Annotated in this window: 8 protein-coding genes; 2 read left to right on the top strand and 6 right to left on the bottom strand. The window is 71.1% G+C overall.

What is annotated here, in order from left to right:
- The first annotated feature begins 9 nt into the window (after positions 1-9).
- Positions 10-1,113 carry an NADAR family protein gene (locus ACZ7PG_RS12490; RefSeq protein ID WP_470239212.1) on the top strand — a complete coding sequence of 368 codons (1,104 nt, stop codon included), beginning with the start codon at positions 10-12 and terminating at the stop codon, positions 1,111-1,113.
- Positions 1,114-1,155: 42 nt separating this feature from the next.
- On the opposite strand, the gene ACZ7PG_RS12485 is transcribed toward ACZ7PG_RS12490, so the two are convergent.
- From ACZ7PG_RS12485 to ACZ7PG_RS12460, 6 genes are all read right to left on the bottom strand, one after another.
- Positions 1,156-2,208, bottom strand: coding sequence for a chitinase (locus ACZ7PG_RS12485; protein ID WP_470239211.1), 1,053 nt, complete (start codon positions 2,206-2,208; stop codon positions 1,156-1,158).
- Positions 2,209-2,345: 137 nt separating this feature from the next.
- Positions 2,346-3,950, bottom strand: coding sequence for a M28 family metallopeptidase (locus ACZ7PG_RS12480; RefSeq protein ID WP_470239210.1), 1,605 nt, complete (start codon positions 3,948-3,950; stop codon positions 2,346-2,348).
- Between the two features lie 86 nt (positions 3,951-4,036).
- Positions 4,037-6,301, bottom strand: a complete 2,265-nt coding sequence (locus ACZ7PG_RS12475; RefSeq protein ID WP_470239209.1) for a M4 family metallopeptidase — start codon at positions 6,299-6,301, stop codon at positions 4,037-4,039.
- A 314-nt stretch (positions 6,302-6,615) separates the two neighbouring features.
- Complete coding sequence (locus ACZ7PG_RS12470) at positions 6,616-7,881, bottom strand: helix-turn-helix domain-containing protein (RefSeq protein WP_470239208.1); 1,266 nt, start codon at positions 7,879-7,881, stop codon at positions 6,616-6,618.
- Between the two features lie 74 nt (positions 7,882-7,955).
- Positions 7,956-9,971: a M4 family metallopeptidase gene (locus ACZ7PG_RS12465; protein ID WP_470239207.1), complete on the bottom strand. Its 2,016-nt coding sequence runs from the start codon at positions 9,969-9,971 to the stop codon at positions 7,956-7,958.
- Positions 9,972-10,357: 386 nt separating this feature from the next.
- Complete coding sequence (locus ACZ7PG_RS12460; protein ID WP_470239206.1) at positions 10,358-11,650, bottom strand: helix-turn-helix domain-containing protein; 1,293 nt, start codon at positions 11,648-11,650, stop codon at positions 10,358-10,360.
- A gap of 270 nt (positions 11,651-11,920) precedes the next feature.
- Here ACZ7PG_RS12460 and ACZ7PG_RS12455 point away from each other — a divergent pair, with 270 nt between their 5' ends.
- Positions 11,921-13,753 (top strand): glycoside hydrolase family 9 protein, encoded by a 1,833-nt coding sequence (locus tag ACZ7PG_RS12455; RefSeq protein ID WP_470239205.1) that lies wholly within the window; start codon positions 11,921-11,923, stop codon positions 13,751-13,753.
- Positions 13,754-13,756 lie beyond the last annotated feature (3 nt).

The following is a 13,756-nucleotide window of genomic DNA, read 5'->3' as shown; positions in this document are numbered from 1 at the left end:
GCTTGCCGCATGCCGGACACCACTCCGACCTGGCGCACCGTCGAGGGCGACGTCGTTCAGGGGCGGCAACGCCTGATCTTCGTCAACGAACACGACAGCTGCATCCTGACCACGCTCGCCGTCTACGCCGACGGCGTCGTCGGCTGGCGGTGGAAGACGACCGACTTCGACGGCCTTCGCACCGCGTTCGCCGACGGCACCCTGACCCTGACCCCACCCGAGGACGCGAGGGTCATCGTGAACGGCACCGCCGCCGGCACAGTGCGGCTGGAGTCCTGGCTGACGCCCGACCTCCTCATCGCGGACCTCTCCGACGAGGTGGACCGGCTCAACGACCGGCCGGACTCCTCCGGGCGCTGCTGGGACGCGCTTCTCGCGTATGCCGCCGAGCCGAGCCCCGCCAACCTGGAGATCGTCCGCGAGCGGTACCACGCGGTGCCCGAGCACCGGCGGATCTACGTGCTCGGCGACATGGACCAGAACGACGTGCCGGTGCGGATCCTGCTCGCCAAGTCGGGCGAGACGATCCCCGCCCGGGACCCCGACCGCACAATCACCGTGACGCCGGAGAAGCAGGAGTGGGCGCTGGAGTACTTCCGCCGCAGCGAGCGCGGTGTCGCCGAGTCGCGGCAGCGGAACGCGGCGGACGGGCCGGAGACACCGGGCGCGATCCCGCTGCGGATCGACGTCGGGGTCTACCCGACCGGCTGGCCGGAGCCACCGGGCCCCGAGGTGTTGCAGATCGACTACCCGGCACCGGTTGTGCACGACGGCCGGGAGTACCGGACGGTCATGCACGCCTACTGGGCGCTGTCCACCGACGACGCCGCCTGGCACGATCGGATCGCCGCCGTCGAGCTCGGCCGCGAAGCCCGGATCCTCGCCGAGCGGGCACCCCGCCGGGACGGCTGGTCCGCGGTGCGGCTCGGGGTGATGGCCGCGCTCCTGCGGGACAAGTTCGACCGGCATCCGGCGATGGCGCAGCGGCTGCGGGAAACCGGCGACGCCCGGCTGCTCTACGGCGATTGGGGTTCGCGGTACTGGAGCTCCAGCGGCGCCAACTGGGTGGGGCGCCTGCTGGAGCTGGTGCGGTCGGAACTCGCGGGACGCTGATCGGGACCACCGGCCCGGAACGAGTCCGGGCCGGTGCGACTTCTAGCGGCCCTGCAACGACTTGACGTTGTTGCCGAAGGTCCAGCCCTTCGAGCCGTCCCAGTTGATCGACCAGTCCATCAGGCCCTTGAGCCCCGGAACCGACCGCCACGCCTGGGAAACCAGGCTCGTCGACATGTAGCCGCCACCCGCGCCGGGCTGCGCCGGCAACCCCGGCACCTGCTTGTCGTACGGGACGCGGATCGTCGTGCCCTGCACCACCAGGCCGTTGTTCAGGCACTGCGTCTGCACGGTGAAGCCCTGCACGGTCCCGGCCTGGTACGAGTCGCCCGAGCAGCCGTACATCGACCCGTTGTAGTACTGCATGTTCAGCCACCACAGCCGGCCGTTGTCCGCGTACTTCTTGATGATCGGCAGGTACGCGCCCCAGATCGAGCCGTAGGTGATGCTGCCGCCGGTCACGTACGCCGTCTCCGGCGCCATCGTGAGCCCGAAGTTCGACGGCATCTTCGCGAGCACGCCGTCGATGATCCGGATCAGGTTGGACTGCGACGCCGACAACGTCTTGATGTTGCCGCTGCCGGTCAGCCCGGTCTCGATGTCGATGTCGATCCCGTCGAAGTTGTACGCCTTCAGGATCGGCACGACCGTGGCGACGAACTTGTCGGCCACCGCCGACGACGACAGGTCGATCCCGGCCGCCGCGCCGCCGATCGACATCAGGAGCGTCGCGCCCGCGGCCTTCGCCGCGCACATCTCGGCGGGCGTCGACACCTTGACGCCGGCGTCCATCCCGTTCTCCCACAACACGGTCCCGTCGGACCGGATCACCGGGAACGCGGCGTTGATGACGTTGTAGCCGTGCTGCGCCATGCGGCTGTCGGTGATCGGCACCCAGCCCATCCCGGGGTGGACGCCGTTCGCGGCGCCGTCCCAGTTCTCCCAGTACCCCTGGAGGACCTTGCCCGCGGGCCGGGATTTCACCGCGCACGTGTCGGCCTGCACCGCCCCCTGCGCGGGGGCCGACACGAGCAGCGGGACGGCCAGGACCGCTGCCAGAAGGGTTCCGAACAGGCTGGTTCTGCGACCGGACATACCGATTCCCATCGTCGTTGAGGGCGAACGCGGCGTGTGGCGTCCACGATAGGGAACCGGGGAAAGCGCTGACTACCTACGAACGGGTGGTCTAGACAACCTGGGGCACCCCGGTGAGAGGCGCCCCAGGCCGGGGGTCAGACGGTCAGCGTCCAGGAGGACAGGTAACCGGTGTCGGCCGGGCCGACGTCCCGCAGCCGCAGCTGCCAGGCACCGTTCGCGGCCTCCGAAGAGGCGTTGACGGTGTAGGTGGTGTCGAGGTTCGGCGTCGAGTCGCTGCTGGAGTTCTTCAGCCGGTACGCCGTGCCGTCCGGGGCGACGAGGTCGATGACCAGGTCACCGCGGTAGGTGTGGGTGATGTGCACCTCGACCTTGGTGGCGGTGGACGCGTTGCGCGCGCAGCCGCCGACGGTCGCCGTGCTGTTCACCGCGGCACCGGGGTAGTCCGGGATGTTCAGCCGGGTCCCGTTGGTCACCGGCGCGCACGAGGACGTCCCGACGCCGAGGGTGAACGACGCCGTGTGGTCGACGCTCGCGCCGTCCGCTGTCACGGTGACCGGGAAACTGCCGGTCGGAGTGCTCGAAGACGTCGTGATCGTCAGCGTCGAAGAACCGCCCGACTGGACGGTGGCCGGGCTGAACGACGCCGTCGCGCCCGACGGCAGGCCGGACGCCGACAGCGAGATGGACTGCGCGCTGCCGGACGTCGTCGCGGTGCCGACCGCGACCTGCAGCGACTGTCCGGGTTGGACGGTCCCGGCGGTCGGGTTCAGGTTCACCGAGAAGTCGTTGCCGGTCGTCGTCGCGACGGCCAGCTTCCAGAGCGCGTACCCGATCGCGTCGGAGTTCTTCTCCAGCGGGGTGTCCGGGATGTTCGCCGTCGTGTCGCAGGCGCGGTGGTAGCAGTTGTCGAACGCCGCACCCGCGGTGCCGCCCCACTTCTGGGCCTGCGCCGAGCTCTTGATGTCGCCGGCGCCGGTGGCCAGGCCGCCGACCGGGATGCCCGCGCTCTTGAAGGACGCGTGGTCGGAGCGGCCGTCGCCTTCGCTGTCGCCCTCGGTCTGGATGCCGATGGACGAGAAGTACTCGTCGAAGATCGCCTTGACCGACGCGACGTCGTCGTAGACGAAGTAGCCCCAGTTCTTCGAGCCGATCATGTCGAAGTTGAGGTAGGTCTTGATCTTCGTGCGCTCGGCGCTCGGGAGGTTGTTGACGTAGTACTTCGAGCCGACCAGGCCGGACTCCTCGTCGGCCCACCAGGCGAAGCGGACGCGCTTGGCCATCGCCGGATTGGTGCGGGCCAGCGTCAGAGCCGTCTCGAGGATCGACGCGCTGCCGGAGCCGTTGTCGTTGATGCCGGGGCCGGCGCTCACGCTGTCGAGGTGCGCGCCGAGCATGATGACCTGGCTCGCGTCACCCTGCGGCCACTCCGCGATCAGGTTCTGCGACTGCCCGATGCAGCTGGTGCACGTCTGGCGGGTCGTGGTGAAACCCGCGTTCTTCAGCAGGTTCTCCACATAGGACACCGACGCCGCGTACCCGGCGCCGCGCGGGGAGCGCGTGCCGCCGTTGTTGTTGGCGATGGTCTGCAGCTGGTTGAGGTGGGTCTTGATGTTGGCCAGCGAGATGTCCGGCGCGGCGAGTGCCGTGGCCGGCGCGGCGGTGGCCGCTGGCGCGGAGACGACGCCCAGCACGGCGGCCAGGGCGGTGACCCCGGCGCCGAGTCGTGTTGTCCACTTCATGGCGGTGAGTTCCTTCGGTGGGGGTTGGGGGAGAACGGCCGTGAAGGCCGCACCGGGCTGGTGCGGCCTTCACGGGTGGGGAACTGCTACACGGTCAACGTCCAGGAGGACAGGTAACCGGTGTCGGCGGGGCCGACGTCTCGGATGCGGAGCTGCCACGCGCCGTTCGCGGCTTCCGAAGAAGCGTTGGCGGTGTAGGTGGTGTTGATGTTCGGCGTCGACGACGAGCTGGAGTTCTTCAGCCGGTAGGCGGTGCCGTCCGGCGCGACCAGGTCGAGGACCAGGTCACCGCTGTAGGTGTGGGTGATGTGCACCTCGACCTTGGTGGCGTTCGACGCGTTGCGCGCGCAGCCCGCCACGGTGTTCGAGCTGCTGACCGCGGCACCCGGGTAGTCCGGGATGTTCAGCCGCGTCCCGTTGGTCACCGCGGCGCACGAACCCGTGGTCCCGACGGACAGCGTGTACTGCGCCGTGTGGTCCGTGCTGGCCCCGTCGGCGGTGATGGTGATCGGGAAGCTGCCGGTCGGCGTCGACGACGTCGTCGCGATCGTCAGCGTCGAGGAGCCGCCGGACTGGATGGTCGCCGGGCTGAACGACGCGGTCGCGCCGGCCGGGAGACCCGAGGCGGACAGCGTGATCGACTGTGCCGCGCCGGAGGTGATCGCGGTGCCGACGGTGGTGGTCGCCGAGGCGCCCGGCTGCACGGAACCCGAAGCCGGGTTCAGCGCGACGGAGAAGTCCGGACCGCCGCCGCTGCACGAGGTGGGCTCACCGGTCGCGGTGGTGACGGAGACGGCGTCCCACGCGGCCTTGGTGGCGTTGTACTCGGTGCAGCTGCCCGGGAAGAGCGCGATCGCGGCTTCGAGGGTCGCCTTGCGGGCGGCCTTGTGGTTCCACGACGAGGTCTTCTTCAGCAGGCCGTTGTAGAAGATCTTGCCGGCCTTCTGGATGCCGACGCCGGTGACCGACGAGCTGTTGCACGTCGGGCTGTTCGGCTTGCCGCCACCGGGCGCGGAGCCCTCGGCGAGCAGGTAGAACCAGTGGTTCTGCGGGCCGGCCGCCGCGTGCACCTCGGTGCTCGGGATCGACGACGAGTAGCAGTTCGGGTCGCCGACCAGCGACGGCTGGTACATGTAGCGGATCGGGCCCTGGCCGACCAGGTTGACGCCCTCGCCGACCTGGTAGTCCGGGACGTCCTTCGGGTTGTTGGCGTACGCCTCGGTCAGCGCGCCGAAGATGTCACCCGTCGACTCGTTCATCCCGCCGTTCTCGTTGCCGGAACCGGCACCGCCCGGGGTGAACTGGAAGATGCCGTGCCCGAACTCGTGGCCGACGACGTCCATCGAGGTGGCCTGGCGCTGGTTGTCCTGCGAGTGCCCGAAGTGCGTGGACGAACCGTTCCAGTAGGCGTTGACGTCGCTCAGGCCGACCGACGCCGGGTAACCGGTGCCGCTGCCGTTGATGCCGTTGCGGCCCAGCCAGTCGGCGAGCATCTTCCACTCGGTCTGCACGCCGAAGAGCGTGTCGACGCAGGCGGTCTCGAGGTCCGTGCCGGTGCCGTTGCCCCAGGCGTTGTCGGTGCCGCTGTAGACGGAACCGCCTTCGCGGCCGCAGCTGATGCCGGTGCGGCCCGGGTCGCGCATGGTGTAGGTGGTGCCGGACTGCGTCGTGTCGATGGAGACGTTGCCGACGTAGTAGCTGTTGCCGGTGCCGGCGACGTTCACGGTGTTCGGCTGGGCCTGGCTCTTCGCCCCGGAGGCGAACGTCTTGACGTCGTCGCGCTTGTCGAGCACCGCGCCGGTGGCGGCGTCGACGAACACGTGCAGGTTGCTCGGTGCGGTGGCGGTGCGCCCGGCGACGACGACCTCGTAGGCGAGCCTGGGGCTCGCTCCGGCCAGCACGACCTTCTCCGGCGTGCTCACACTGTCCACAGTGGGCAGTTGAGCGCGCGCGGTGGCCGCGGCCTTCGCGGCGTCGAGCGCGGCCTGCGTCCCGACGGTGATGGCCGCGGTCTCGGCGGCGCTGGTGCCGCGGACGCGCCCGGCCCCGTCGGCGACGACGACCGCGTCCCCGCCCACGACCCGCAGGCCCTGGTAGGTCCGCTGGTAGGCGCCGTAGAACAGGCCACCGCCACCGGCGGTGAGCCCGATGCGCTGGAACGATTCCGCCGGTCCGCGCTTGAGCGCGTCCAGTCCGGAAGCCGCGGCCTGGTCGGCGGCGCGGGCGGCCGCGACGTCGGGGGCGGCGGGCTGGGCCTGGGGAGACGCGCTCGCCGGTGCCACCGGCAGCGCGAGCGTCATGGCGAGCCCGGCGGCGGCCGCCAAGCCCGTTCTGAACCCACGATGGGTCATCGAGGTCTTCCTTCCATGAAGGCAGGAGGATGGGAGCGGTGCGGGGGAAGAAGGGGACGTGTCCAAGCTGCTAACAGGAGGTATGCGTCCGGACGCATCCGAGTAAAGGATCAGCGGATCGGGGCGTCAATGCGCCGAACGGACCAATGCCACGTTCCGGATTCGGCGGTCAATTCGTACAAACCCCGCCGGTGCTGGGGATTCTCGACGCATTTCGCACCGGAACGACTTTCGTAGGGACTGTCCCGGACACCATCCGAACGCCGGGAGGTCTCGATCAACGGGAATCGTTAGTACTGCTTAAGAAAACGATGTCAGTCGGCTTCGGCGCCCAACGCGAGCAGCCCGTTCCGCAGCACGTTCGCGGCTTCTTCGGCCCGCCCGGTCTCGCCCAGAAGCTCGCTCAGCGGCCGCAGGGCGCGCACCAGCACACCCCGCGCCCCGAGCCCGGTGGCCAGTTCGACCGCCGCCCGCAGGTACTCCGCCGCGCTTCGGGCGTCTCCGCGGGCGCGGGCCAGCGACCCCAGCTGCAACCGGAGTTCCGCGGCCAGCGGCGTGCCCGCCACGACGGCCGGGCGGACCTGGTCGAGCAGCGCGCCCGCCGTCTCCAGCCGGCCCGCCGCCAGGTACTCCGACGCCAGCTCGACCGTGATCGCCGGGACGTCGTCGGGCCACGCCGTTTCCCGCGCCGCGCCGAGGTCGGCCAGCGCGCCCTCGACGTCGCCCGCGCGGCCGCGGATCCGGGCCCTGGCCAGCAGGCAGTGCGCCATCGCCGGGTGCAGCGCCCGTTCCTGCATGAGGTCGTAGGCCGCGGCGACCGACGCGGCCGCGTCGGCGAACCGGTCGGCCGCCAGGTGGCTGCGGCACACCTCGACGTGGCTGCGGGTCAGCTCGGCGAGCACCGCCGGGCCACCGCGGGTGAGCCGCAGCGCCGACTCGGCGTACTCCGCGGCCCGCTCCAGATCGCCCTGACGCAGGTGCCGCTCGGCGAGGCAGGCCCGCAGCGTCAGCAGCATCGACGGCTGCGGGTACCCGTCGCGCAGCAGCTCCGCGTGGCAGGTTTCCAGCAGGTGCAAGGAATACTGCGCCTCGCCCCAGCCGCTCAGCACCGCCGCGCGCAAGGGGACGACCATCGCCCGCACCGGCGGCGGCTCACCCGACAACGCCGTCTCGGCCTCGGCGACGTACTTCGTGCGGGCGTCGCCGGTGGAGTACCCGGCCAGCCACAGCAGCGCGATGCCCGCCTGCCGCGGCCGGTCGAGACGTTCGGCCTGTCGCCGGATCCGCTGCATCCGCGGGGTCGCGCGGCGGGCGTCGCCGGTCAGGAACCGGTCCGCCGTCTCGATCAGCTCGAGGTCGAGCTCCAGGAGCTCCCGGGGCGAGCTGCCGCCGAGCAGCTCGTCCGGATCGATGCCCAGCTGCTGGGCGAAGAACCGCAGCGCGTCGCCCGACGGCGTCCGCGCGCCGGTCTCGACCGACGACACGTACGCCGCGGAGTACTGCGGCCCGGCCAGTTCGCGCTGCGTGAGCCCGCGCTCGGTGCGCAGCTCACGCAGGCGTTCGCCGACGCTCTCGCTCACTCGGGTCGCCCTTCCACCGGTTCAGGGTAGGCCGCGTGGCGGCGGGGGAGTCGCCCGCCGCCACGCGACCGGGTTCAGCAGGCGCCGCCGTCGCTCCACACGGCCCACGAGGTGGGCGCGCCGGGCTCGGCACCGGTCGAGTACCACAGGGACGTCCACTTGTGACCGTTGTGGCCGACGACGTCGTTGGGCACGTAGGCCTTCGCGGTGTCCCACTCGGCGATACCGTCACAGCCGGTCGGCGGGGTGCCGGTGCCGACGGTGAGCGAGAACTGCGCGGTGTGGTCGGCGTCGGTGCCGTCGCCGGTGACCGTCACCTGGCTGGTGCCCTGCGGCGTGGTCGCCGAGGTGGTGATGGTCAGCGTCGCCGTGCCGCCGGACTGGACGCTCGCCGGGCTGAAGGTCGCCTTCGCGCCTTCGGGAAGGCCGGTCGCGAGCAACTGCACCGTCTGGGCGCTGCCCTGCGTGACCCGGGTGGTCACCGTGGTGGTCGCGGTCTGTCCCGGTTGGACGGACGCGGACGCCGGCGACAGCGTCAGCGAGTAGTCGTTGCCGGCCGGCGGCTGGCCGCTGCAGGTCGGCTCACCGCTGACGGCCGGCACGCTCACCGCGTCCCAGGCGGCCTTGGTGGCGGTGAACTCGGTGCAGCTGCCCGGGAAGAGTGCGATCGCGGCTTCGAGCGTGGCCTTGCGGGCGGCCTTGTGGTTCCAGGAGGACGTCTTCTTCAGCAGTCCGTTGTAGAAGATCTTGCCGGCCTTCTGGATGCCGACGCCGGTGACAGTGCTGTTGTTGCACGTCGGGCTGGCGCCGCTGCCCTGGGAGAGCAGGTAGAACCAGTGGTTCTGCGGGCCCGCGGCGGCGTGCACCTCGGTGCTCGGGATCGAGGCCGAGTAGCAGTTCGGGTCGCCGACCTTCGACGGGTTGTCCATGTAGCGGATCGGGCCCTGGCCGACGAGGTTGACGCCTTCGCCGACGCTGAAGTCCGGGGTGTCCTTCGGGTTGTTGGCGTAGTACTCGGTCAGGGCGCCGAAGATGTCGCCGGTGGACTCGTTGAGGCCGCCGTTCTCGTTGCCGGAGCCGGCGCCGCCCGGGGTCGTCTGGAAGATCGCGTGCCCGTACTCGTGGCCGACGACGTCCATCGGCGTCGCCTGGCGGCGGTTGTCCTGCGAGTGCCCGAAGTGGGTCGAGGAGCCGTCCCAGTAGGCGTTGACGTCGTTGAGGCCGACGCTCGCGCGGAAGCCGCCGCCGGCGCCGTCGATGCCGTTGCGGCCCAGCCACTCGCCAAGCATCTTCCACTCGGTCTGGACGCTGTAGAGCGCGTCGACGCAGCCGGTTTCGAGGTCGGTGCCCGAGGCGTTGCCCCAGGTGTTGGTGCTCTTGGTGAAGATCGCGCCGCCTTCGCGGCCGCAGGCGATGCCGCGGCGGCCGGGGTCGGTCATCGAGTAGGAGCTGCCGGAGCCGGACGTGTCGATCGGGACGGTGCCGGCGTAGTAGGAGTTGCCGGTGCCCGCTTCGCGGACGTCGTCGCGGGTGTCGAGGACCTTGCCGGTGGCGCTGTCGACGAAGACGTGCAGCTTGGTGGGTTTGGTGTTGTCGCGGCCGCTGACCACGACCTCGTAGGCGAGCTTCGGTTCTTGTCCGGCCAGCACGACGAGCTTCGGCGCGGTGCTGCTGTCTACTGTGGACACCTTGCTCGTGGCGATCTTGGTGGCCTGCGCGGCGTTGAGCGTCGCCTGGGTCTTCACCGTGATCGGCGCGGTGCGGGCGGCTTCGGTGCCGCGGACGCGCCCGGCCCCGTCGGCGACGACGACCGCGTCCCCGCCGACGACCGGCAGGCCGTGGTAAGTGCGCTGGTAGGAGGCGTAGTAGAGCCCGCCGCCACCCGGGGTGACCCCGGTGCGGACGAAGGCCTCCCCGGCGCCCTTGGCGAGCCGGTCGGCGCCGTTCAGGGCGGCCTGGTCGGCGGCACGGGCGGCGAGCGCCTCGGGCGGGGTGGCGGGTGCGGGTGCGGCGGCAGCCGGGATCGCCGGCACCGTCGCGAAGGTCAGGGCCAGGCCGGCGATCGCCGCCAGCCCTCGTGGGGATCTCATGGGGAACCTTTCCGGGGACGCGAGGAGTGTGTCCAGCGAAATAACTGGTGTTATTCCGCCGGACGCGTCCGAGTAAAGGTTCCGCTCGCCGGTCGGTCAATGGGCCGAACGGCCCAGTCGCCACCCGCGAAGATCACGACGTCCCGCGCGAAACCGCAGGAAACGCCCCGGTTGCCGACTGGTCTGAACCAATTCACCAGACTTTGGTAGGAAACTTCCCCCACCCGGACCACCAGTCCCGCAGGTCCGCCTTACCGCACCGGAAGACACGCGTACCCCGACGGACGACACGCGTACTCAGCCGGACGACACGGGCTTGCAGGGTTCCTGGGCCGTGTCGTCCATCCAGGTACGCGTGTCGTCCGTGTGGGTACGCGTGTCGTCCGTTACGAGTCGGTGCCGGCGGCGGAGTCGAGGCCTCTTTGGTAGGCCTGGATCGCGTCGGTGAGATGACCACGTTGTCGAAGGACGTCGCCGAGGCGGAGGGACGTCGAGACCGCCGCGCCGTGCAGGGAGGCCCGGGTCTGGATTTCCGCCGCCTCGCGCAGGAGGCGGGTCGCCTCGGGAAGGTCGCCGCGGGACTGCGCGATCTGGCCCAGCAGGCCCGTCGCCTCGCCGAGGGACTCGACGTCGCGGGCCAGGAGCGGCCAGACGTCGGCGACGAGCGTGGCCGCGTCGGAAGCGGCCCCTTGGCGTAGGCGGACCTCGGCCAGCTCGAGCGTCGCGCCCGCGACGCCTTCCTCCGCGCCGATCGCCGCCAGCTCGTCGCGGGCCGACGTCAGCTCGTCTCGGGCCTCGTCCAGGCGGCCCAGCCGGCGCAGCAGGTACCCGCGGGCCCAGCGGCAGCGGGCCGCGTCGCGGTCGAAGCCCACCGACGCGAACAGGCGGCACGCCTCGATCAGGTCCTGCTCCGCCCGGTCGGACTGGCCCGTCGCCTGCCAGACCTGCGACGCCTGCCGGTGGAACCGCGCGACGAAGTCGGGCCGCGTGGCCACCCGGACGAGGCGAAGCCCGGCGACGGCCGCGCGCTGCGCCCGGTGCAGCCCGCCCATCTCCATCAGCGGGTGGATCAACGCGCTGAGCAGGCACAGCTCGGCGTCGGGGTCGAGGTCCGGAGCGGCGAGCGCCGACTCGACGCGCGCGATCGCGGCGCCGGCGTCGCCGCTGAGGTACCGGCAGCCCGACCAGCGGTGCACGATCATCGCCCGCAGCCACGGCGGCGCCGCGTCGGCCAGTTCCGACGCGTGCTCCAGCTCCTTCTGGGCGCCCTCGACGTCGAACTGCTGCCACTTCACCTCGGCGAGGCAGAACCGCGCGTAGCACTCGACGTCGTCGAGGCGGTAGCCCGCGGCCCGCTTCCCGACGGCCGCGAACCGTTCTTCCGCGAGCGCGACCTGGCCCTGTTCGAGGTCGCGGTAGCCCTCGTCGAGGGACGCGCGCAGCTCGTCGGCGACCCCCGGCGGACGGCCGAACCGCAGGTCGTCGGCGGTGAGGCCGAGCCGTCGCGCCAGGTAGGCGAGCATCTCCTCCGACGGCGGCCGGCTGCCGGTCTCGACCTTCGCGAGAAACCCCCGGTCGTACCCCGGCTCGGCCAGCTCGCGCTGAGTCCACCCGCGGTCGGCGCGCAGCCGGCGGATCCGCGCGCCGAGCGGTTCGGTCATCTCCCCACGGTAGGTCATGGCCTCGCGGAGCCGTCACGCCAGAGACGCGGGCGTGCCCGGACGGGCATCACGTGTGTCCACGGAGGCATCACCCGTGATCAGAGGGGCATCACGCGTGATTCGAGAGGCATCACGCGTGATGCCCGCCCAATCACGCGTGATGCCTGCCCAGTCACGCGTGATGCCTGGCCAGTCACGCGCGGAAACGGACATATTGACGGCCCGCCCGCGCCGGGTTAGCGTTCTCTCGCTAAATAGGAAACTTTCCTAACAAAGTGGAGGGCGACCATGCGCCTGCTTCCCCTCGCGACGGCGGCCGCGCTGGCCGTCCCCCTCGCCGCGACCCCGGCCGAAGCCGCGACGCCGGCCGAGGTGCGTGTCGACCAAGTCGGGTACGCGCTGGGCGAGGCGAAGCACGCCTACCTGCTCGGCGGCGCGGCGGGGAAGTTCACCGTCGTCGACGAGCGTGGCCGCACCGTCCGCGAGGGACGCACCGGCGCCAGTCTCGGCGCCTGGAACGCGCGGTACGCCAACGTCTTCGACCTTGATCTGTCCACTGTGGATCGGCCAGGCACCTACCGCGTCAAGGCCGCCGGAGCGACGTCGCCGCCGTTCCGGATCGATACCGCCAGCCGCCTGTTCCGCCCGCTCGTGCGGGCCACCACCGAGTTCTTCCAGGCCCAGCGCGACGGCCACGACGTCGTCCTCGGCCGCCTCGATCGCGAGCCGTCGCACCTCGCCGACCGGAAAGCCACCGTCTACGCCGAGCCGAAGTTCGCCGGCGAAGGTGGCGACGAAATCGTCGAACCGCTGAAGCCGCAGGGTGGCCCGGTCGACGTCGAAGGCGGCTGGGTCGACGCCGGCGACTTCGTCAAGTTCACCTCGAACACCGCGTATTCGCTGGCCGAGCTGGGTTTCGTGCTGCGCGACGACCCCGATCCGGTGCTGGCCAAGGAGGTCCGCTTCGGCCTCGACTGGCTCGACAAGATGTGGGACGGCAAGACGAAGACCCTCTACGCCCAGGTCGGCATCGGCACCGGCAGCGAGGAGTTCGGCTTCCTCGGCGACCACGACGTCTGGCGCGAGCCGCAGGACGACGACGCCCTCGACGTCAAGCCCGGTGACCCCGCCTACTTCGTCAAGTACCGCCCGGTGTTCCCGGCCGCCCCCGCGGGCGCGCCGCTCTCCCCGAACCTCGCCGGCCGCGTCGCCGCCGCCTTCGCGCTCGGCGCGCAGATCCAGGCCCACCGCGACCCGCGCCTGGCCCGGCACTACCTGAGCGAGGCCGCGGCGGTGTTCGCCCAGGCCAAGACGACGGGCGTCGGCGAGCTCGTCAGCGCGTTCCCGCACGCCTACTACCCGGAGTCGTCCTGGGAAGACGACCTGGAGCTCGGCGCGACGCAGCTCGCGCTGGCCGCCCGCAAGCTCGGCGACCCACGCGCGAACGGCTGGGCCCGCGACGCGGCGAAGTGGGCGAAGGCGTACATCGGCAGCGACGACACGAGCACGTTGAACCTCTACGACACCAGCGCGCTCGCCCACGCCGACCTCGCCGGCCTGCTGCGCACCGGCGTCCCCGGGGCGGCCCTCGGCGCCCGCGAGCTGGCCGCCGACCTGCGTCGTCAGCTCGATTCCGGAGTGGCACAGGCGAAGAAGAGTCCATTCCGGACCGCGGTCGACGTCACGGACTTCGACGCCGCCAGCAAGAGCTTCGGCTTCGCGGCCACCGCGCGGCTCTACCAGCGCGTCACCGGCGACACCCGCTACGCCGCCTTCGGCGCGCGACAGCGTGACTTCACGCTCGGCGCGAACGCCTGGGGCGTGTCGCTCGTGGTCGGCGTCGGCACGACGTTCCCGCAGTGCCCGCACCACCAGGCCGCGAACCTCGCCGGACCTTCGAAAGTGCTGTACGGCGCAGTCGTCAACGGCCCGAACGGCGCGGACAACTTCGCGGATCTGCCGTTCCCGGCGGGCGCGAAGGAATGCACCCGTCTGTATGAATCCTTCGACGGCCAGGGAAGTCGCTACGCCGACGACCTGAGTTCATGGCCCAGCAACGAGCCGGCCATCGACTTCACCTCCACGGCGTTGTTGGCATTCTCGCTGGCGGGCAGGCCGTAGCAT

It is taken from the genome of Amycolatopsis sp. NPDC114504 (assembly GCF_055633595.1).
This window is presented reverse-complemented; position numbering and strand designations above follow the sequence as displayed.

Coding starts and splice junctions, on each gene's coding strand:
- ACZ7PG_RS12490 (WP_470239212.1), top strand. CDS start 10: ATGCCGGACACCACTCCGACCTGGCGCACCGTCGAGGGCGACGTCGTT.
- ACZ7PG_RS12485 (WP_470239211.1), bottom strand. CDS start 2,208: ATGTCCGGTCGCAGAACCAGCCTGTTCGGAACCCTTCTGGCAGCGGTC.
- ACZ7PG_RS12480 (WP_470239210.1), bottom strand. CDS start 3,950: ATGAAGTGGACAACACGACTCGGCGCCGGGGTCACCGCCCTGGCCGCC.
- ACZ7PG_RS12475 (WP_470239209.1), bottom strand. CDS start 6,301: ATGACCCATCGTGGGTTCAGAACGGGCTTGGCGGCCGCCGCCGGGCTC.
- ACZ7PG_RS12465 (WP_470239207.1), bottom strand. CDS start 9,971: ATGAGATCCCCACGAGGGCTGGCGGCGATCGCCGGCCTGGCCCTGACC.
- ACZ7PG_RS12460 (WP_470239206.1), bottom strand. CDS start 11,650: ATGACCTACCGTGGGGAGATGACCGAACCGCTCGGCGCGCGGATCCGC.
- ACZ7PG_RS12455 (WP_470239205.1), top strand. CDS start 11,921: ATGCGCCTGCTTCCCCTCGCGACGGCGGCCGCGCTGGCCGTCCCCCTC.